This window comes from bacterium, from assembly GCA_037143175.1.
Taxonomy (GTDB): Bacteria; Verrucomicrobiota; Kiritimatiellia; order CAIKKV01; family CAITUY01; genus JAABPW01.
Map to the genome: position 1 here is coordinate 1 of JBAWZF010000044.1, position 22,987 is coordinate 22,987.

Here is a 22,987-nt window from a genome sequence, read left to right on the forward strand (position 1 = left end):
TGATCGAATTCGTCATCTGCGCCACCTGCGCACTGATATTCGTCATGCCACTCAATGTACTAATCACATTCGTCAGGTAGTTCATCTGGCTTGGCAGATTCGTCATCCCGGCAATCAGACTGATCGAATTCGTCATCTGCGCCACCTGCGCACTGATATTCGTCATGCCACTCAACTGACTAATTACGTTCGTCAGGTAATTCATCTGGCTCGGCAGATTTGTCATCCCGGCAATCTGACCAATGGAGTTTGTCATCTGCCCGACTTGAGCACTGATGTTCGTCAACCCAGTCAACTGACTGATCACATTCGTCAGGTAATTCATCTGGCTCGGCAAATTCGTCATCCCGGCTATCTGACCAATGGAGTTTGTCATCTGCCCGACTTGAGCACTGATGTTCGTCAACCCAGTCAACTGACTGATCACATTCGTTAGATAATTCATCTGACTAGGCAGATTCGTCATCCCGGCTATCAAACTGATTGAATTTGTCATCTGCGATACCTGATCACTGATATTCGTCAGACCACTTAACTGACCAATCACATTCGTCATAGAGCCTATCTGTTCGGAGATATTCGTGAGACCAGATAAACTATCGAGCGCATTCGAAAGAGCGGCGACCTGATAGACAAGGCCAGTTAGCGCCCCCAATTGCGCAATGGAATTCGTCATATAATCCATTTGACTCGAAAGATTTGTCAGCCCGGCAATCTGACTAATGGCGTTCGTCATCTGCCCGACCTGCTCCCCGATATTCGTCATACCACTCAACTGACTAATCACATTGGTCAGATAGTTCATCTGGCTTGGCAGATTCGTCATCCCAGCAATCTGACCAATCGAGTTAGTCATTTGCCCGACCTGCTCACTGATATTCGTTAACCCGGTCAACTTGTTGATCACATTGGTCAGATAGTTCATCTGACTAGGCAGATTCGTCATCCCGGCAATCTGACTGATGGAGTTTGTCATCTGCCCGACCTGCTCACTGATATTCGTCAACCCAGTCAACTGACTGATCACATTCGTAAGGTAGTTCATCTGACTGGGCAGATTCGTCATCCCGGCAATCTGACTAATTGAGTTCGTCATCTGTGCCACTTGGTCACTGATATTCGTCAGCCCAGTTAACTGACTGATCACATTCGTCAGGTAATTCATCTGACTGGGAAGATTCGTCATCCCGGCAATTTGACTGATGGAGTTCGTCATCTGCGCCACCTGGTCACTGATATTGGTCAGCCCGGTCAACTGACTGATCACATTCGTCATGGAGCTTAACTGCCCAGGCATGTTCGTGAGCCCCACGAGCAAACTCATGGAATTAGTTAATGACGCCATCTGCGGGGTCAGATTCGTCAAACCACTCATGCGTGTCAGCAGATTAGTCAAAGATGAAACTTGAGGCGTCAGATTCGTCAACGACTGCACGGAGCCCATCGCGTTGGTCAAATAGGCTAGCTGCGCCCCCATATTGGTCAAGCCGCTGATCTGTGCGACGGCACTGGTCATGGCCGACACCGAACTCGCCATATTCGTCAAAGCCGTCACCTGGTCAATCACGTTGGTTACGTACGCCATCTGGGCATTCAGATTGGTCAGACTCTGCAATTGCCACACGGAATTAGTCAGGTACCCCATCTGCGAATTGAGATTGGTCAGACTCTGCAATCTTGCCACAGCGTTTGTGAGATTTTGGACCTGCAGGGCAGTGGAGGCGGTGACATTTGTCAGGAACGAAATCTGCGGTGATAGATTCGTCAACGACTGCACGGAGCCCATGGCATTGGTCAGATAGGCCAATTGTGAGCCCATATTGGTCAAACCGCTGATCTGGGCGACAGCACTGGTCATGGCCGACACGGAACTCGCCATGTTCGTCAAAGCCGTCACCTGATCAATTACATTAGTCAGATAGGCCATTTGCACATTGAGATTGGTCAGACTTTGCAATTGCCAGACGGCATTGGTCAAGTAACCCATCTGGGGTGCCAGATTCGTCAGTCCCCCCATGCGCGTCAGCAGATTTGTTAGATACTGCGTTTGCGCAGCGGTAGACGCGGTAATATTGGTCAGGAACGCCATTTGCGGAGTCAGATTGGTCAGTGACTGCACCGATCCCATGGCATTGGTCAAAAAGGCCAACTGCGAACCCATATTGGTTAAACCACCGATCTGTGCAACAGCATTGGTCATGGCGGCCACAGCGGGATTAATATTTGTCAGGATGATAATCTGGTCAATCACATTGGTCACATAGCCCATCTGCGCAGCCAACGAATTCATTTGATTGGTCATCGCCATGACCCTCGCCATGGAATTTGTCACTGACGCCATCTGGGGAGAAAGATTGGTCAATGCCCCCAACGGGCCCACCATATTGGTGATAAATGACAACTGAGAACCCATGTTCGTCAAAACCGTGATTTGAGCCACGGCCCCTGTCATGGCCGAGACCGAGCTGGACAGATTGGTCAGCCCCGCCACCTGTCCGATGACATTCGATATTGAATCAATCCCGACAATCATCCCAGCCAGGCTATTTGTTACAGAATTGACATTCTTATTAATATTGGAAACTGAGACGGACATGGAAGCCAACGTGAGTTCCACTCGCGCGAGCTGATTACTGACCCCGACCATTGAACCAGCCAGATCATCCAATTCAAAAGCGGTGACCTTGACGTTCATGAAATCTTTTCCGGAAGCATCGCTACAAGAAATCACGTAATCCCCAGCCGGCCAGGAAGCCGTCACCGAGCGTTCAAAGACCCCGCCAGAGAGGAGAAGCATGTTGGCGGAGAACACGCTCGCACCGCCGCTCACCGGAGCCACATTAATCGTGGGAACGACCTCCGGCTTAGTGCGATAAATCACATTAAATGTGGTGCCCGCCCTGACCGAAGTCAGCCGCGTGAGAATGCGGGCAGTACGCCTATCCACTTCCTGGGCTAACTGGCGTACCTGCTCCAACAGATTAGTACCGCTCGGGCCAATGACGCCAATAGAGTTTGTCAAGCCCCCGAGTTGAGCCATGGCGTTAGAGCTAAACACCATCAAATTAGACTGGATCCCCGTCACGTCTAAACTGATTGTAGCAGTCGTATTGCTCAACCCCTGCAACCGGTTGGTCACATCCGTACGGAAAGCCTGCTGTGCGATCCCCAAACCCGTAACATTTTCATTAACATTCGAGACGCTTCCAAGAATCGCATCGCGGGCAGCATTCACCGCCGCTACGGCAGATTCGGACGGCGACATCAGAGTGAAGGTGATCCCCGATGCGTAGACCACACCCGCATTCTTGATCTCAACTTGAGCAAAATAAGGACGGTTACTCTGCGACAGGGCGGGAACATCCATCCAGAACACACCCGTTAACTGTGGAGTTGTACTTGTCGTCGTGCCCCTCTTATTACCATCAGGGTCATATACGATCACGTTGCATTCCGTCGGGGCGACGATGATTTTACTGCTACGTTCCAACCAGGCAACGGTCTTAAATGCGTTCAACGAGGGATCATATACGAAATTCGCCATAACATGATATTCAGGCGAAGCCTCCGTGCGGCTCATGTAGACTACATTGGTCAAATAGGCGGCCGTCTTCCAATTAAGCACCACCTTGTCGTTGAAATATTGTTTGGACCAGACGGTGTTCCACTCACCGGCAGGGTAGAAGAAAGTCACGGGCGAGTCGACGGCTGAGCTCGAAAACCCTGAACCGTCCACCACACTTAGACCGCTCAATTCATTGGAAGTTACCCCATCGAATATCCTCCATACCACGGAATAATACTTGACCACAAAGGGGCCCAAATCATCATAAGGACCTTTTTTCGAAACATCGAACCTCCTCCCCGCATAACTGTGGTCCTGAATGCGGAACCAGACCGGTCCTTGATAGTTCGGCACGGTCCACTGGAAGTTGCCCGGCTCCCCGCTGACTATCGGATAAGGATTCCCTGGATTGATCGGAATCCAGTTATTTGTGTTCGCAGGATCTGTTGTATAGAAGAAATCCACGCTACCGACAGCCCCCTTAGTATCCCAGTTTATATTTAGCTTGGACAGGGCATAAACATCACCTATCAGGGGATAGAAATTGAACTTTGCCGCAATACTGAAATTCGTGACACTATCCACAATCAGGGTTGATTGGTTGTTTGAGACAGCAATGTGAACTTCCCCAAGAGCATCCGGTATAGGGCTCCATGCGAACTCATAAAACCCATTAACAAGAGAACAGGCACCTGTTTTGATCGTCTGCTGGCCAGCGGCGTATGACCAGTAGGTGACCGTAAAGTCGTTCTCCATGCCGCCAGCCGGCTTCCACCGGATGACATTGTTCGTCTCACTTACCTTCCAGAAGTCGCCAGCCACAGGATTGATGATCCTGATCGAAGGCGCTGGAACAATCGAAAAATAGGGCGACTCATTGGTCAGCCCCCCACCCGTGATAGAAATCGTTACCGTGTCGCCTATCGCATTGGACGTCATTGTCCAGACATACGCATTATTAACCCCATTAGAGGCAATGGCCCCCGTCCGGATCGGAACATCATTTGAATACACCGTGTACCAGAGTGCAAACGGCGACGGCACGCCAATGCTAACCCATTGGATGGTATTAGTCACATCCGAAACGGCCCAAATATCCGAACTATTGGGAGAAGTCACCTTGACGCCACCAACCGTAAATAGGGTTGAGAAATTCGTCAGCGTCCCGCTCACGACCATCAGCATGGCATTCGAAGACGGGGACCGTGAACTTTCAATGGTCCAGCCCACCGTGTTAAGTCCACTAACCACACTGATGTTGTTAGTTATCGGAGTCGCATCAAACGTCATACCATCAGATGAATAATAAAGGCTGGCCTTATCAGACACGCCCAACCCTGCAGCAAGGAAGGTAATAGGATGGGAGGAGCCGACCAACCAGTTGGTTCCCGTGGCCGGACTCAGGATTTTGATCCCGCGTATAACAAACGGGTCGGACACCGCGACAATATCCGCATCATTGGTCGGCGAGAAAACGCTCACCCGGATCACCGCATTGGTTGACGGGTCCAGCGCCGGATCAATCTCCCAACTGAATGGGGTCACCCCCCCCCTCGACACGATGATATTGGTGGATAGGTTCCCCGACACATAGGATCCCGCGCTTCCCCCCGTGAGTGAGACTTCCCCTTTTGCCTTCGCAGAACTATTAAGGAATCCCGCTGCGGCCAGAGATACGGTTTGCATTGAGCCCAGATCCCAGATGACGCCCGCCGCAGGCTGGATCACCCGGATGCCACGAACTGTGAAGGTCGGCGAAATTGAGAAATATTGCTTATCGGGGGTCATGACCTTGACCCTGGCAGTAGTCGTGGGAATGAGCCGGTCGGAAATCGTCCAATTATTTGAATTTAGACCATCCCCTATAAACCGGTTGACCATAATTTGTTCATCAAAATTGGTGCCGTCCGCCGCATAGTACATGTTTACAAAGTTACCGACCGTAGCCGAATACCATTGTAATACGTTGGCGGCCGTGGTCCCCAAAGTAACCTGGGCATTATTCGTAGGTGACACCATGCTTAGACCACGGATTGTGAAAAAGTTTGGCGAAGTATCCACCATATTCGTTCCCACCACTGTAATCCTGACTTTCGCAGTGGTTGAGGGCCGCCTCAACTGCCCAGGGAGGATAAGACTAGGAGTGAAACGAGCATTGAACACACCTAACGATTCAAACTCGTTGGTGGTGACCGGGGGAACAAATGCAATGTCCAACTGGACTGTCCCTCCCGGAGGGTTTTTAACCCAGGAGATCGAATTGGTTCCTGCAAACTCCCACAGGGGAGTCCCTGGCACAAGATCTCCCAACGGCGACAACAACTGGACGCCAGTTACCCCAAAGGGATCACTGTTGGCAAACAATCCAGGCACTCTCACCGCCTCGATACGCACCACAACAGAAGCCGAGGGCGGCCCAGCAACCACCCAGGGTACGATATTGGTGACAACCGCGCCTGCGGAGCTGTTAGTATTCACCACATTCGTGGCAATCGGCACCCAGTTAGTGAGAGTCCCATCGGAACAATAAGACAAATTCACTAAATTACTTGCTCCGCCAGAAGTCCATGACACTTTATTGGTTGTACCCATCTGCCATTCGACTCCTGCCAATGGGGAAAGGATACGGATATCTGCCAACGTGAACGGCACTGAGTCGCCGTACAAATTTGTGTCACTCCGGGACGTCACACGAATGATGGTGCCGTCAGCCGGGTTGGGCGCCACAATCAGGCAGTCATAACTATTGGCGCCAGAAACATTCGGGACATCTTGGGCCAGAGTCGTCCAGTGACCTCCCCCATCCACTGTCAGACTGATGGTCACATTGGTTCCCGCGGCGGCGGAAATCCACTGCACTTTATTTGTCGTACCCAGTCTCACGCCACCCGCCGGATTAGTCACCACGATCCCAGCCATAACAAAAGGATTATCAGAAATATCATAATTATTCAGGCCAGAATCGGATGGTTGGCTCCAATACCCAGGCACTGACACCCCCATCCGGGCAGACTCGGATGGTATTCTCCAATCGTGCGCCGGAGAGGGCCAGAGATATTCATTGGTTCCCGTCTGGTTATCCCTGCTAGCCACCTGAATCCAGTTCGACCCACTGTCGTTACTAAACCACAAGAACATTGTGGTATCCAGGGCGGGATTGGGCGATTCCCATTTGACAGTATTGGAATTGAGCAAGCGCCAGAACTCCCCCCCGTTCGGCTGGGTGATGCGCGGCCGATTGGCAACCTCAAACGGACTATCGGACCAATCCTCAATGGTGGGGTCACTACCATCCCGAATACGCAACAGGAGGTTGGTCCCAGCGACATTCAAGGCACCCCAATAACGCCCGTTGTTGGTCACGCCGGAGGCGACAGTTTGAACTGGGGTCGATAAGTTTGCAGCGTTATAGAGCTCAATGATTATATTTGCAGAAGACACTTGGCCCGTGGATGACCACGTAATGGCCAGAGGATTACCCAAGACCAAGGCATTATCCCCTCGCTCCGGACCATTTGGCGAAAGAACCACAATCCGTCCAGCTGAGTACCCCAAATCCACCTTGTCCAATTCCACCTGTTGGAATGAGTCTGACTGCAGAAAGGCGCGGAACTTAAATATACCGCCCACACCTTGATAATAAAGATTGTAGAAAGATCCAATATTAGCATTGATCACATCTGGGGGATTGGAAAAAGCCCATTGGGAGGCCGGGCTAGAATAGCCCGTCACGTCCAACCATCCCCCTCCAAACCAAGCATACCAAGTCGTGCCATTATCACCCGAGATCTGGTAATGCACCACCGTACTGTTGGTGGTTACAAGGAGATGGGAGAAGGTCGTCAAATTCCCCAGGAACGTGGCCCCAAACCCGTCCGCCGGCGCCACCCAGGGATTATCCACCGGATAAGCCGAGGCATCCATACGGACACTGTCCAACACAGGCGAAAACCGAGCATCTTCCGAAGCCATCACGGCCCTATACTGGGCGTATTGATTGATCAAAATATTTGTGTTTCCCGCAAGAGTACTGCCATCAAAATCAAGAAACCATGTATTGGTCGACCCATCAGGCCCAACGAAATTGCCTTGTGGGGTGGAGGTAGGGAATGACCTGACCTGAAATTTCAAGGTTCCAATCCCCGCCCGATAATGGTCCAATACCTCCGTCGAATTCAGCACACGATTGTATAGCACGGCCTCATCGAGCAACCCAACTAACCCGCTCCCCATGACTAGCGGAGAGGTATTCATGACGGAACCACCCACCGCCACAGATCCTTTCAACAGGCCATTCACATAAAGTCGTGCCGTCTGACCGTCATGGGTGCCACATAAATGATTCCATTTCCGGGCGCGCAGGATATCGGCATCCGTCGTCGTTACCCCATTCACCGTCAGGATGGGACGACCCAATGCATCTGTTCCAATGGTAAAGCCTGGCGAACTGGCCCCCTTTTGCATAACAGTCATACTTGGAGCGTTGGAAGGATTGAGCCACAACTCGGCGCTGAAAATGCTGACCCTTAAAAGGCTACTATCATTCACCTGCACAGATTGTCCGGCAGCCAAACTCAGACCATTGGAAAACCGACCGTTGGGGCTGATGCCAAAACCCATCACTGCGGCATCGTTCCCGTTTCCACTTGAATCCGTCGAAATATTATTACTGACAGACTCAAAATGCCAAAGCCCTGCCATCGAATTGTCCGGCTTTAACGGTCGGCTATATGGCGCATCGCACCCCCAATACAAATTCTCCCAGAAGGCAGGCTGTCCGGCATCAAGCACCGGACTGACAAAACGTCCCTGATAATGTGTCGTGAATCCTAGTGCAGCTAAATCACCTATCTCACCTTCTGTCAACGCCCGACCATGAATGACCACTTCATCAATATTACCGCTAAAATAGATGCTTTGATTGCCATGTCTGGCGATGGATAGGGACTGTGAGGAATTGTCCACTACACCGAAACCCTGAATTATTGGAGCTGTGCCAGACAACAGGCCATCTATGTATAAATGCGCCTGCAGTCCGTTTCTAACCCCCGCAAGATGGTGCCAATTACCATCATTAAGGTCGGACCGATTACCAAGGACCGAAACCGTTGTTGATCCATCTGACATCACAAACGAGACTAATCCTGTCCTCGTTGTGACGCCATCACCGTTCACTTCTAGTGCATAATAGGCACCACCCGCATAGGATGACAGAACCGCACCACGGTTTCCCGACGTTGTCTTGAACCAGGCATTCACCGTAAAGTCATTTGCGGACAATTGTATACCCGATAAAGAGATATACCCCACCCCTGAAAACAAGCCACACCGCAGGCCAACTGCACTGTTGTCCGCTACGCTGGCCCCGGTATAGGGAGTACCCTTGTTCAACCCCAACTCATCCACCACAGTTGGGCTGAACAATGTCCATTGAACCTCGTCCATGTGCCATAAGCCTAATAACGATGTACTGTCAACGGGCATAAGATTCAAGGCACCTGACGAAGCCAATGGCCTCAACGACATCTCATCGCCATGCAACCAAACAGTCGCTCCATCCAAAGTTCCCGCAAAAAAATTGTTTTTTTCATTATCAACAAAATATCCCGAGCTATTAGTGACCGCTATACTTGACAGGACTGGACTAGCCGTCCCGTCCCCTTCCAAAATGGCTCTATACTGAAAATATTGTCCGCCTATTGCCAGCGGCGAGGGGGATGCGTCATAATTCCCCGAAAACGGGGCCTGAATCGGATTCACATTGTCGGCCCGGACTTGAAATCTAACTCGTCCTGCCGCCTCGCGACGCCCAGCCACAAAATGTTCAGAAATCTCAGCCGATGTGAGCGCACGACTATAGACCCCTAGTTCGTCCATGCGACCGGAGAAATAATTTCCTCTGGCAAGACCGAGGGTTAAATTATCAGCCACGATCTTGTCAGGAAATACCACCGCAATATGATTCCACCCAGGCAACAATTTCCGCGTCACGCCTCCGTTCACATAGACCGTGGGAGGCACATTGGACCAACCATTAATAATCACTAGTTGATTGGATACCGCCAGCCAAGGACTTGCAGCTCCGAACTCCAGGATACCGCTTGTGGGAACAACTGTATTAATCCACAACTCAGCCGATTGGAGATTCGTTTGAAACCCCCCAAGATTTACATAGGCATTAGCCCCGTTGAACACCGCTGAACTTTTGCCTAATTTTGAAAATTCGGACCAGTCATACCCGCTTCCCCCGGTCCACACATGTCCCTTTGCTTCATCACTCCAATCACCATTCATGTGCCATAGCCCCTCCAAACGGTAGAGCATGTTTGGCAATTCCGAACCACGATCCCAAGAAAGATTCCGCCAAGTCACATAGGATCCAGCATCAAATACACGCGAAGTGAACGCACCATTAGTGACCACCCCCTGAGGACCTTTAACTAGCGTTACACAAGGAGTATCACGCCTCGGAGGAAGATTAGTCGCCCCTTGTCCAAAGGCCCCCTGAGCGAAGTCCCCACTTACATCGTCAACAGCCGTTCCAACTGAACCAATAAACTTTACAGCCTCAATATAGGGAGATTGCACGCCATCTCCTCCCAACCTCGCCTGATACTGGAGATAGCGATCTGCCACATGAAATGTACCAGCATCATACAAGAATAACCTATTTTGGAAATAATAGCTCGAAGACGTCCCATCGGGTCCTACAAAAACACCAGCCCCAGATAAATCCGCATTATTACTCGATCGAAGCTGCATCCCAACACTGTATCGCTGCCCTAGTGTAAAAATTTCACTGGCACTTAAGGCGCGATTATAAATCACAACCTCATCGTAGATACCAGGACTTCCATAGTTCACGCTTGCCCCGATTTTGAAAGGCACAGACTGCGACAATATAAGTGGGCCGGTTGTCGCAAGTGACTTACTTGCGGATTCAACCCCATTGATATAAACAACCATTTTGTCACGCACTTTGATGGTACCAGCAATGAAAACCCATGAATTAACTGGTAGTGTTGACGCCAGGCGAGTTGAATAATCTGCATATAGTTCCATGAGCCCCGAAGTGCCAGACTGAATGAACCCAATCGCAGGCTGGCTCCCGCCGGAAAAGGCATTCACCATACCTCCATATTGTGAATATGAGGTCAACTTTGCCCAAAAACAAATCGTACATTCAGTGCCTCCATTCAGGAGGCTGGCATTAACAGTATTAATATAGCCACCATTAGCCAACAAAGCATTCGCTCCTAATATAGCTTCACCTGTGTATTGACTTGACCCAATTTTGCTTGCGCTGGCTTGTGTCACAGCATCTACTTCATTGCTGTTTAAATGATAGATCGCCACTACACCGTTGGCCGAAGGTGCAGTTTCAGCGAACCCATTCATCGCGCCGTCCGAAAACCCTGACGATACCTTTGCCATTCCTTTCCAAACATTAAATTCTCCCCCATCCAAAACCCGAGAAGTATAGACGCCAGACGCAGCGGTCACGCTTCCGGACGAAGAAAGACCAATACAGGAATTCCGCCCTATTACCACCGCGACTCGATTAGAATTATTTGGACTGTAATCCGCAGAAGTAGCATGAATATTTTTTATTATCTGCTTCTTCAGCTTGGCTACATCGTCAGCCACTTCAATCTTATTAGTATCCGAACAGGCATATTGCGAAGCTATGGTGAAAGGCCAGTTAGTAACGAGAATAGCTTGGGTCGGAGATCCCGTTAGCACAGCGAAAAGATAGAAAAAAATAATATGTATTGTTTTCATGAAGAGCCTCGGAGCAGATATTTGTTATACATTAATGATTTTCAGATAAAGAAGGGAAACCAACCTTACTGCAATTGGCACTTACTTTTCCATAATGTTAAAATAATAGAAGCAATGAGGTGTGGCGAGTTAATTGATGTCAAGGAATTGCAAAAAAGCAATTGCGGATTACGCGGTGCTTGCAAGAAGAATAAAATAACGCTAAGGAAGAGGATCATCGCGAACCTCAAGTTATCGAGGAATTACCCCACCTGCCTTGCCAACTGTTTGAATCACCCCACTTCATTTCCGAGGGGATTCAAACAATTACTTTTTCCAGATAGTATTTGAGACACATCTCCGGATATCTATCTGCCTTCATTCTGCTTATCAGAAGATTGACATCATAAGGGATACCCTTAAGCTCCATTATATCTTCTTTTTTTCGGTATATAAGATAGTTTGCACGGGAAATTATTTTTCTATTCTGTCCGACACTGCCGGCATTGTACAAGCAGAACGGCGACTTAAGAATACGGAACTGATGGTGGGAATGTCCTATTACATAATCCCGATCCAAGTGGACTTTGGAATCGGGATAAATGTTTCTGCCTTCAATTGTATGTTGGAGCGTGTAGTGTTCCATCAGGAACTTTTCACTGAGGTTTGCTATTTTTCTAAACCTGTCAAACTTACCGATGCAGAAGTCGAAAAAGGTTGATGCGATCTGATTTTTTCCATCATAACGCCCTTGCAAAAAACATCTCTCATGGTTGCCTTGCAGGAGAAAACAGTTGTCAATTTCGCTGAGAAGATCAACGCACTCGTTGCTCCACGGGCCATAATTTACTACATCGCCCAAACAGATGATCTGATCAACATGGCCAATGTCCTTAAGAACGGCTTCAAGGGCTGGCAGGTTGCCATGCACGTCACTAATTATAGCTATTCTCATTCATCACCTGCTTGATATAGTTCCTGATTTCGTCTTCAAGGGAATAGGATATTTCGCCCAGAGCACAAACGTCTCTTTGATGAAATGAGGATAGGACGGCCACACTTTCAGTCACGTCTTTGGACGATATCTCTAGACCGTCGATATGCTTCTTCAGCATTTGAGCTATCTCACAAAAACTGACGGGGTTGCCTGATACAATGTTCCATGTTCCCCGGCGCAAATCAGGGGCTTGGGTGATTTTGTGGACGTACTCAACTGCGATGCCAAGAGGGATGAAATCGCGTTTTCCCTCACCGTTGTTAAGGAGGGTTATCTTTCTGGTTCTGACTGCATCGCATATTAACTTTGATAAACCGTCTCTTGCCGGATCCTTATAGAATAGTGTTGAGAACCTGACTGAGGCGATGCGACTGAGGTTGCTCTCGAGGCAATACCTTTCAGCCCTGTATTTCGAATATGCATATGGCGACATCTGGACGGTTTCGAGGTAACTCGTGTCGTCCTTCAGGAAGCTCATGCTAGCGACATTAATGAAATTTGCGTCAGAATTGACTTTTACGAGAAGATCAACCAATTCCCTTGTGTTTTCGAAATTATTCTTTAGAAATTGATCCGCGCTGTTACAGGAAATTGAGGCAGCGTTATGAATGACGGAGCGAGCAAGTCGGAGCGCCCCGATGAACTCCTGTTGCGGCAATTCTCTCTTGGAGGCAACAACGGCATCGTGCCGCTTCATGAATTCACAAGCGAAAGCTCCTTTGGCAGTGAGCAGTATCATAGTTGTGCCCATTTCAGATTTGAGAGGCGGCCATTGGTTTCCAATGCCCTAATAGCATCACCGTCGACCACAAGTTCCTTCCAGTATCTTAATATTGAAATCTCTTTAATAGAAAAGGAAGGTTTCTTACCCCGGATGAGATAATCGGCTATCATTAGAGGCTCGTTGAAACCAGCCAAAGCTCTGGCGGCTGTGGTGCCAGAACATCTCGCATTAATCTCAAAAACATAAGGAATCCCGTTTTTCATCCTCAGCTGAACATTACATCCACCGGTAGGTTTCAGTGCCTTAATTATCCGCTCAACCGTTTCGTTAATAAGCGCATTTCTTTCAACGAAGCATTTATAGGTATCTCCATCCCTCAAAATCCGCTTCATTACAATAACACCAAAGCAATTCCCATCGAAGCTAACGCTGCCACACGTGTATTCATCTCCGTCGAGATACTCCTGAGCAACATAATTATCTTTATCGAAGTTTTTATTATAGAGCATGTGTTCAATTTCAAGCCGACTTGAAATCATTCTCACGTTCTTCGAACGGGCTCCTCCTTTTTTAGGCTTGATAATTAGAGGAAAGGGAATTTCCGCTTTTTGATTTAGCAAGTCATTCAGTTCGGCAGTGAAAGGCGCTGGGATGTTGTTTTTCGAAAGGAACTCGTATGTCAAAAGTTTGTCGTCGCAGATTTCAATGACCTCGGGATTGCTTACCACCACAAAAGTGCCGACCTCCTGGAAAGCCCGCCTGCTCCTCGCAAGCACCGCAAGCTCCACATCCATTCCAGGGAAAAAAAGTTTACACTTCTGCTCTGCACAAATTTCCCTGACACGACTCAGAAAGGCCGGATCATTTGCGTACGGAATGACATATGCTTCTGGCACAACATAGAGCCCCGTACCAAGCGTTTCACCATCCAATCCAATAATCTTATAGTTAGAGTTAGCAAGAGCCTTTACAACACTCTGACCGACGCCTCCCCCTACGCCACTTACTGCAATTGCGATTTGGTGTTTATCAATCAAATTTGTCTTTTTCATTGATTTGTCTTACTGCTCAGTGTTCCTGCGAATAGCCATTCTAACTTGCAAACCATGTGTGGCAACATTACGGATGACGCTAGCGATTACAGCAATGTCACTGTCCGAGACTGAGGTTCCCGTCGGTAAAGCAAGAACAATACGGCTAAGACATTCGGTATTCGGAAGCAGGAGCCCGACATGAGGGAAAAGCGACTTATAGGGCTGCATGTTGTGGCACCCCGGAAAGAAATATCGCCGAGCCAGAATGTTTTCGGCATGCAATATGCGAACCAGCTCATCACGGGAAATGCCTAACAACCTCTCATCAACTTCCACAATAATGTATTGATAGTTGCACCGCTCCTGATCATTGTAGGCGACAAGCTTCACCCCTGGAATACCCGCCATTTCGCTTCGATACGCCTGATAGTTGCGCCGGTTCGTTTGGACGAACTCGTCCAAACTTTCCAACCCCGTCAGACCCATGGCGGCACAAATTTCAGTCATCTTACCATTGGTGCCGATATAAATAACATTATCATAGCCGGAAAACCCAAAGTTCTTCATAAGCCGTATTTTATCAGCCAGCGCGTCGTTATTTGTGACAACTGCCCCACCCTCGAAAGTATTGAAGAACTTGGTAGCATGAAAACTAAATACTTCACATTCACCGAAATTGCCGATCATGCGCCCCTGATGCGAACAGGCAAAAGCATGGGAGGCATCGAACATCAGTGTTAAGCCATGCTTATCAGCAAGAGACTGAAGGCCTGTCGCGTCACTAGGGCGCCCCCACAGGTGGACACCAATAATCCCAGTGGTGCGAGGAGTGATCATCTTCTCCACTGACACAGGATCAAGATTGTGTGTTCCGGGATCAATATCCGCAAACACAGGTGTGATTTCCTGCCACTGCAGCGCATGGGCAGTCGCAATGAAAGTGAATGAGGGCACGATCACTTCCCCTTTGAGCTCCAGCGCCCGAATGGCGATTTCCAGCGCAACTGTTCCGTTGCACATGGCAATGCAGTGCTTGACGCCCAACAACATCTCCACTTTCCTCTCAAATTCCTCCACAAAAGGCCCATGATTTGAAAACCAGCGGCGATCCAGCATGTCGTTGATGCGAGCCAAAAGCCTTTCTCGATTGCCGACATTGGGACGACCGACATGCAACGGCGCATCAAACGCAGGAGGAGCACCACATACGGCAAGGTCCTTGACAGAATGGATTTTTTTCATCAACAAACTCCTTTTACTTACAAAACCTGCATACGTGAGAAAATCAAAGCAAGACCAATTTAATGAGTTGCCCCTTTACCTAACAAAAAGCGCACACATTGCCCAACCTTACGCTTTGGCGTCGATACTGCAATCCACAATGCTGCCAATAACAAATGCCCCCTGCTCGGACGCGGCGATGATCCATACTTCAGCCAATACCAGTAAGCTGGCTCATGCTTTGGAAATCCAGGTTGCCACGGTTTCTTCACGCCACCCGTGAAATGGACTAGCCGCACATTACGAGGCACCCGCCGATCAAACAGACAATGTGAGTTATATTCGAAGGGCAGCCAACGGAAATTAGGAGCGAACAACGCATTCAACATCGGCTGATCAATAATTGGTTCATACTGAAATCCCCCTTTTACTAATGCATCCGAGAACCGCTGAGGCAGGTCCTTCCAGTCTTGCGGCCTTAACCCCAATACACCACTATTCGCACCTTTTTGGAACGCAACCTCTGGGAACTGGCGAACAAAAAGCTCACGATTCACCCCAGCAAGGTTATCAGAGATAATTCTTGATGTATCTTGCACCGCATTCACTTTCCCGGGTTCAATATCCCAGAGCTCTGGGGCTGGGCGGCAGAATACAACATCAGCATCAGCATAAACCACTGCATCCGCATCCGGAACAACCGCAAACAACCGTCCGACTGTTACCTGACTTCTATCGGGCACTCCCTCTATTGTGACGGGAAACGCTTCAACACGGGCAAGCAAACCCAATCGCGCGACCAAGGCGTCCACCTCCCGTAGCGGCACATAACAAATACTCGCTACTTCCGGGTGGCAGTGTCGCACGCTACGCAGCAAACCTTCTGCGCCCTCCGCGAACCGTAAGTCACATGAAGTAACGAGAACACGTTTATATTTCATAAGTTCAATAATTTCCCGGAGAATAAAAAATTACCATCTTTCACGCATGTTCACAAATAGTCTGCGTATTGCTAGCACTGCCATGAATATTGGCCGTACTGGCACGTGAGTAATGAATCGCCTTTTTTCCACATAACGTAGAGCTGTATAAGGCCTTTTAACCAACTCATTCAGTGTTTGTTTGGATTTTGGCTCGTTTTCCCGTAATGCCTTCGCCAGCGCCAAATAGACATCGATGACACGGGTATCGATCTTACAGGATGCATAATAATGTATAATTTTTGCAAAAATAAAAAAATACGGAGATGCATGAACCATCCCATTATATCGATAGTCCAAGACTTTGACAGATATCTTCGCCCGTGCAGCTGCCGCATTGAGCGGAATTTGATCGAAGTGATATCCTTTTGCGAGGCTAAGTTGCCACAAGGTATTCCATTCATCAAACAAAGCGTACGCTTCAGGATTATCACGGACGAACATTACTCCACTATTGAGGTAACGGCTCGTATCGAAGAGCCATCCAAGCCTATCTTCAAGAATCGCAAAGAGTTCCGGCGTATGCGGAAATGGCTCATGCCAGGAGCGATCTAGAGCAGCAGCAAATGAAGCTCGGCAATGTTTCATTTGCCCAAGATCGCCAACCACAAGCGTATCAGCATCCAAAAACAAAAAATCACCTTGAATATGTCGTCGCAGAGTCGTTTTAAGATAACGACTGCCAGCCACTGAGCGTCCATAAGGGTTATCCACAACAACAAAATTAACGAGACAATCCACCAGTGGATGTCGTTCTGTTTTCAGCCAAGAATAAGATTCAGGGTCGCAAACAATTTCAATGGGCAAGCTTGGATTTGTAAGCCCAGCACTTAGAACAGACATGTGGGTAAGATTTGCATAGGCCCCCGCATCATCCACTGTCAGTACATAACATAACTTCATTTGGCGTTCTCCATGGCCCCCACTCCCTTAATTGTCACGAGATACTGCCCCTATATTCGTGGCGCAGCTATTTCCTCAAGACAATATTTTACTCTCGCATCAACTATATCATCAGCATACTCACGTAACAACAGACTCCGCTGCTTATTCAAATCAGGCGGGGATGTGAGTTGAATCCCTCGCGCGGGACAGATTGCATTAATCACAATGCCAAGCGCCTTTAAATGCCTATATACTGGAGAGTTCTCATGAAGATACAATGAAGCCCCCATCCAAATACTAGCCAATACATTACCAACCGCCTGCTGCCTAACGTGACAGTATATCGCATGCTGACAAGACTGCATTATGTCTAAATATTGTTCTAATGGAGTAAACTCCACAAGCGGAATGAATTTATTTCCTAAATAATATTTCCCTTTATCTACAACGAGCGCCTTGTAATATCCACCTCCATCACCTCCGTAACTCAACGGCACAATCACTTTGCGACCGCTTAAATCAACATCAGCAAGCATACGAAACACATCGATGTGATTCGATGTAATGCTGCAAGAATTACCAACAAGCACGTTCGAACCGGTTGCAACGCGATCAATACCTTGCCCAACGCAATCGCTAAGCCCGCCATAATTAAATCGCACACGCTTGGCACGCATGCCGGGAAGTGTAGTTATGAAACCCCATTCCTCTGGCACGACCGGAGCAACAAAATCGATACGAGAATACAGTTGTCGGGCCTTGGTTAACCTAGGAGCGTACTTATAGAGACGAGGCCTCAGATGCTCGATAATGATTTCTTTCCTCGAACGGGTTCTTACGTACTCTTTATAGGTGTCCGCCAAAAAGAGCGTGGCAGGCTCGACACAAAACGGGTATAAATCTGCGCCCCATTCAGCCCACATTATGTTCGAAGAACCTGACATGCCAAGAAGGTATGCGGCTTTCTGCGCTGAGAGAAAATGACAGATGATGGCACGGGGATACCCGCCTTCAAATACAGACCATTGCAGACGTGAAAATGATTCAACGAAACTTAACTTTGAAACATTCCTGATCTGCTTAACGGAATCAGCACCGGTATTGCTTTCTAGAGCATAAGTGTGCTCACCAGGCAGTACCCGTTCGCAGCGCCGAATTAATCCATCGATAAATTTTTCATCATGTACCAAATGTAAGTATCTCATTATTCAGAGACTCTCTGCACTGCAGTTTTGTTTGCGCTCGGGATATTGTTTCCAATAGCAGCGCTTCGATAAAAAATCAAGGCGTCCACATGGGCGAGGGATCCAAGGAGCTTCCGTAATTCATCTAACTCGTCCTGGGGAACATAGCAGTAGCGCTCAATGTCGGGATGGAATCGCACCGCACTTCGCAAAAGAGCCTCAGCACCCGGCGCAAAAAGCTTATTACAGGATGTTACAAGTGCTCGTGATTCTCGCATCAATTCCCCCATTTCCGTTATTGTAATTTAACCTATTTCGGGAAACAACCTCTAATAAGAAGAAACCGAAAAAGAAAGACTTCACCACCCGCCTGCAACGCTGTAGCACTGCGGGCAGGCTGATCTTCACTGATTTACACTAATCCAGACCATTCGATCAGGCTCAGGGCAGGAAAGAGAATATTGCGGCATTTTTGTTTGGGCTAACCCCAACTTCTTAGCGGTTACGTCAAATCAATGAATTCCGTAACTTCAATCCGAGCCTGTTTAAGGATATGCGAGAGGGTGGAGCGTTTGACAGGCCGATGCGCAGGAACAGTCAATTTAAGAGTCTCAAGGGACGTGTGCTTCTGAAGGCGGATGTGACTACCCTTCTGCCGAACCACAACCCAGCCATCTCGCTGCAAAGCCCTTATGATTTGATCGTAAGGCAGACTGGGCACCTTACTCATACAGCAACTTCCATCAACTCGGCATTGGGCGCAAAATCCCAATCGTCTTCAACAGGCTCCAGATACAGATCAATGGCTTCACGTATATTCCTCAAAACATCGTCTTTCGACTCACCTTCAGAAATGCAACCTGGAAGAGCGGGAACAATCGCGGTATACCCGCCTTCTTCACTGGGCTCTAGAATGATTTTTAAATTCATTATTATTCCTTAATCATAGCACTACCAATTGGTTATATATTGACATCTAAACCCTAAAAGGTAAAGACTTGCATTTGGTCTGTCACGCCTCTAATGCGTCTTACTCTTTAAAATCGTCGCAATCATGTACAAGCCTTTTTCAGTAAAGGCGTTAGGCAAGGCCCTTGTTTTTGCAAATTTTGCGGTCGAGAATTTCGACCGCACACCCACAAACGCTGCTTCGCTGATCTCAAAGCTGTAATCGCCAGGAAATTTATCAGGATTATTCTTTACCGCATTCAACTCCGCACATTCAACCAGAGGAGAGACCTTAGACATTCGACCTTTGACTTCAGACCTGGAGGGGCAGCCTGTCCGCCTGTGGCGGAAATCCCGCTTTTCCGGAATGAGCCGCGTGCAAGTCCGGCACATATATCGAAGGCATCATCGCGCTATTGTCCCTCCTGCCGCTCAACATGTTCACCCTTTGCGCCCCGGCTCACGCAAGGTTCGCCCTCCAAGTGCTCCGCTCCAGTTTTGACATCCCTACCGGATGAACCGTTGCGGGATATTTTATCCCGTTACTGCGGGATCAAATATCCCGCAACATTCTCTTCCTCTCCCTCACCCCTCCGCGCCTCCGTGGTAAATCCCCTCTTCCTGCCGCTCAACATGTTCACCCTTTGCGCCCCGGCTCACGCAAGGTTCGCCCTCCAAGTGGTTCCCACCTGGTGTAACGTTCAACGTTGGATGTTCGATGTTCGCTATCTTGTCCCTCTCTTCTGGAGGGCCAGGAGGGTTACTACATGTGAATCCGCTCTTTTTCCCAAGCCTCAAGCGGTAGGTCGCAGAATGGCAATGACGCCAGCGATAATTGCTGCGTGCTTTAAGTTCAATAGTTTCCCGACCTCCCGCTCCATGAGTGAGGCGTTTGCAGTAAATATTTTCCCTGGCTTAGCATAACTTGTACGCATGAGGGCACCCGTTGCGAAATCGGTATCCGTGATCTCGATGGCGTGTGAATCGGAATAAGGGTTGCTGGTCACTTGGCAGAGAATCCAGTCCCCGCGATCTGCCCCTGCAAGCACTACCGCTGGTCGAAGCTTGCTTGCCGAGAGATCCGAGAAAGGAAATCGGACAAGGACAACCGATCCTACTGAAGGTGAGACCATGCCGCCTCCTCCTCCGGTCGTTCCCAGTCCTGGGCAAGTGCGTTTTGACTCAGCAATGTCGTTTCAGGAATCTCGGATTCGTCCATGATGGTTACGATGGCACGGCATGTATGCGCCAAATGAATGGGCTCCATCAGATAAACCGTCCCATTCGTTTCAATAGTTGCCTCTACAGCCATTAGCATAGTATCACCTCTTTAATTGATAAATATTAGAATATTCTGCTTTGAGTTTCAATCTCTCTTCCGGTCAACATTCAACTCCGAACATTCAACGCTAGCGGGGCAGCCTGTCCGCCTGTGGCGGAAATCCCGCGTTGGCGCATACGCGTCAACCTAGCCCGTAATATATTGATTCCGTTAATGTTATATCTGAAGTCCTTTTCTATGGAGTGCGGCGGCTCGACGCCGCTTTTCTTCGGCGTGGCTTGACACGCCGTTCTTCGATCCGTCCAACGTCCCCGCGTCAGGCACAGCCTGTCAAGCCAGGCTGCGGGAAAGCGGCGTCGAGCCGCCGCACTCCCAAAAAATAGCCATCTGCACCTACCCACACCCTGACAATTTAACGCTGATTTAAGCTCTCCCCTTAGGTTGACGCGTATGCGCGTTGGCGGGATGAGCCGCGTGTAAGTCCGGCACATAGACCGACGGCATCATCGCGCTATTGTCCCTCCTGCCGCTCAACATGTTCACTCTTTGCTCCCCGGCTCATCCCGCAAATACGGGATTCGCCCTCCAAGTGCTCCGCTCCAGTTTTGACATCCCTACCGGATGAACCGTTGCGGGATATTTTATCCCGTTACTGCGGGATCAAATATCCCGCAACATTCTCTTCCTCTCCCTCACCCCTCCGCGCCTCCGTGGTAAATCCCCTCTTCATCCCACTACACTGCCCCTGTACTTCGCACCATTCATGTACAATTCATGATAACACGCGGCGGCTCGCTCTACACGGAATAGCGCCTCCCAGCGGGATTTCGCGAGCTTGCCCATTTCAGCACGTCGATCCGAATCAGCCATCAATTCGCTCAGGCATGCAGCAAAGGGAATTGGATCAACCTCATCAAACACAAACCCACTCTTCCCATTCTCAATCTGCTCCTTCGCCGCCCCGGCATTCAACATCACGGCCGGAATCCCCGCCGCCATGGATTCGGTCACCGCATAAGTGCAAGTCTCGGCCTTGGAGGCATGCAGGTAAATGTCGCACTCAGGCAGGATTTCACGGACATCGTTGCGGAGGCCGAGGAAATGGACCCGGTCGGCAATGCCCAGTTCCGTGGCTAATGCCCCCAGCCGGTCTCGTTCAGGGCCTTCGCCAATGATGAGTAGGCGCCAGGGGGGGGGGAGAGGGGAATTGGTTGCATTGGTTTCATTAGAGGGAAAGAGGGAGAGAGGGAGATTAGTTTCATTCGTGTCATTGGGCAGAGAAGATAAATTGCTATGCTCTAATTCATTCTCCCTAATGAAACCAATTTCCAATGAACCCTTCTCCCCCTTCCTCCCCCCAATGAAACCTTTCCCCAATGGAACCTTTCTTCCGCGCAACTGCGCGCAGGCTTTCAGAATGAAATCGATGCGCTTGCGTGGTATCAATGAGCCGTTGGTGATGAGAAGCACTTCGTCAGGGGCAATGACATGCTCAGGGCATGAGGGGGTTAACATGGATGTACAGGATTTACAGGATAATTCAGGGTTAGAATCCCCCAATTCCTTATCCTGTGTATCCTGTACATCCATGTTAAGATTCGTGTTTCCGGATGGGTCTGTCGCGGCACGGAGTGCCCCTCCCACATTTCCTTCGGACTGCCCTCTACTCACAGCCAACCGCCCACTGCTCTCCATTCCTAATCCCTGACGCAACCAGCCCTTCGGTCTCGTCGGCGTATAAAGGGCGACGGAGTTGTGAATGACGGTGATCTTTTTGGCCGGGATGCCACGTTTGAGCATGGATTGGCGCCCCCCTTCGTACACGGCCAGAAACTGGTCGGCAACGAGACTGAGAAGGCGCAATCGCGAAAGGCGCTTCCCGATGAAACCGGGATCCTGTATCTGTTGATCCTGTTCCCAAACCCAGCGGGGGGGGTTCCTCATCGCAACCTTGCTCAACAAACTCACCACCAATGTTGGCAACTCGTTCCCAAAATGGACCGCTGCTACATCCGGACGTTCCTGCCGGAGCAGGCGCAATGCAGGGAGGACGAACCCCCAGGGGCGAACGCGTTCGCGAGATTGGAGATTGGAGATTGGAGATTGGGGATTTAGGGAGAAGGAAGTTGTGGGATTGGACCCATTGCATTTCTTTCCTAATGAAACCATACCCCAATGAAACCTCCCCCCCCTCCCAACCCACTCCGGAAGAATATGCCAACGCACACCTGCAGCCCGTAGGGATTCAGCGACGGGAGGTATCGGCTCACCGGCGAAGACCACAACGAACTCGTCATTAACCTTCTTGAATTCCGACCCAATGGCCGCTAAGAGAGTCTCATATGCTCCCGTTTTCAGAGGGATCAAGTTACAGAAGAGAAGAAGTTTCATTGGTTAATTGGTTTC

The 22,987-nt window shown here is 49.3% G+C and carries 15 protein-coding genes; all 15 read right to left on the bottom strand.

Features of this window, described 5'->3' with window-relative positions; all coding sequences use genetic code 11:
• The coding region (locus WCI03_11825; protein ID MEI8140540.1) for a LamG-like jellyroll fold domain-containing protein at positions 1-11,347 on the bottom strand (11,347 nt) is incomplete at its 3' end.
• A 298-nt stretch (positions 11,348-11,645) separates the two neighbouring features.
• The gene (locus tag WCI03_11830) at positions 11,646-12,281 is read right to left on the bottom strand and encodes a metallophosphoesterase (GenBank protein ID MEI8140541.1); all 636 of its coding nucleotides are present in this window, start codon (positions 12,279-12,281) and stop codon (positions 11,646-11,648) included.
• Positions 12,262-13,062 (bottom strand): NAD-dependent epimerase/dehydratase family protein, encoded by an 801-nt coding sequence (locus WCI03_11835; protein MEI8140542.1) that lies wholly within the window; start codon positions 13,060-13,062, stop codon positions 12,262-12,264. Before WCI03_11835 ends, WCI03_11830 begins: the two co-directional genes overlap by 20 nt.
• Positions 13,059-14,099: an ATP-grasp domain-containing protein gene (locus WCI03_11840; protein ID MEI8140543.1), complete on the bottom strand. Its 1,041-nt coding sequence runs from the start codon at positions 14,097-14,099 to the stop codon at positions 13,059-13,061. The genes WCI03_11835 and WCI03_11840 overlap by 4 nt, the downstream gene beginning before the upstream one ends.
• A gap of 9 nt (positions 14,100-14,108) precedes the next feature.
• A complete protein-coding gene (locus tag WCI03_11845) occupies positions 14,109-15,323 on the bottom strand; it encodes a DegT/DnrJ/EryC1/StrS family aminotransferase (GenBank protein MEI8140544.1) in 1,215 nt (404 codons plus the stop codon).
• 59 nt (positions 15,324-15,382) lie between these two features.
• Positions 15,383-16,243 (bottom strand): glycosyltransferase, encoded by an 861-nt coding sequence (locus WCI03_11850; GenBank protein MEI8140545.1) that lies wholly within the window; start codon positions 16,241-16,243, stop codon positions 15,383-15,385.
• Positions 16,244-16,273: 30 nt separating this feature from the next.
• Positions 16,274-17,185, bottom strand: a complete 912-nt coding sequence (locus WCI03_11855) for a putative nucleotide-diphospho-sugar transferase (protein MEI8140546.1) — start codon at positions 17,183-17,185, stop codon at positions 16,274-16,276.
• 50 nt (positions 17,186-17,235) lie between these two features.
• Entirely contained in the window at positions 17,236-18,357 is a 1,122-nt protein-coding gene (locus WCI03_11860; GenBank protein MEI8140547.1) for a TDP-N-acetylfucosamine:lipid II N-acetylfucosaminyltransferase, read from the bottom strand.
• A gap of 14 nt (positions 18,358-18,371) precedes the next feature.
• Complete coding sequence (locus WCI03_11865) at positions 18,372-18,629, bottom strand: hypothetical protein (GenBank protein ID MEI8140548.1); 258 nt, start codon at positions 18,627-18,629, stop codon at positions 18,372-18,374.
• A 224-nt stretch (positions 18,630-18,853) separates the two neighbouring features.
• A complete protein-coding gene (locus WCI03_11870; GenBank protein MEI8140549.1) occupies positions 18,854-19,081 on the bottom strand; it encodes a type II toxin-antitoxin system HicA family toxin in 228 nt (75 codons plus the stop codon).
• On the bottom strand, positions 19,078-19,281 hold the full coding sequence (locus WCI03_11875; GenBank protein ID MEI8140550.1) for a type II toxin-antitoxin system HicB family antitoxin: 204 nt from the start codon (positions 19,279-19,281) through the stop codon (positions 19,078-19,080). Before WCI03_11875 ends, WCI03_11870 begins: the two co-directional genes overlap by 4 nt.
• A 90-nt stretch (positions 19,282-19,371) precedes the next feature.
• The gene (locus WCI03_11880; protein ID MEI8140551.1) at positions 19,372-19,599 is read right to left on the bottom strand and encodes an ORF6N domain-containing protein; all 228 of its coding nucleotides are present in this window, start codon (positions 19,597-19,599) and stop codon (positions 19,372-19,374) included.
• Between the two features lie 494 nt (positions 19,600-20,093).
• Entirely contained in the window at positions 20,094-20,432 is a 339-nt protein-coding gene (locus WCI03_11885) for a type II toxin-antitoxin system PemK/MazF family toxin (GenBank protein ID MEI8140552.1), read from the bottom strand.
• A complete protein-coding gene (locus WCI03_11890) occupies positions 20,414-20,617 on the bottom strand; it encodes a hypothetical protein (protein ID MEI8140553.1) in 204 nt (67 codons plus the stop codon). Before WCI03_11890 ends, WCI03_11885 begins: the two co-directional genes overlap by 19 nt.
• A 690-nt stretch (positions 20,618-21,307) precedes the next feature.
• The gene (locus tag WCI03_11895) at positions 21,308-22,750 is read right to left on the bottom strand and encodes a glycosyltransferase (GenBank protein MEI8140554.1); all 1,443 of its coding nucleotides are present in this window, start codon (positions 22,748-22,750) and stop codon (positions 21,308-21,310) included.
• Positions 22,751-22,987: the final 237 nt, after the last annotated feature.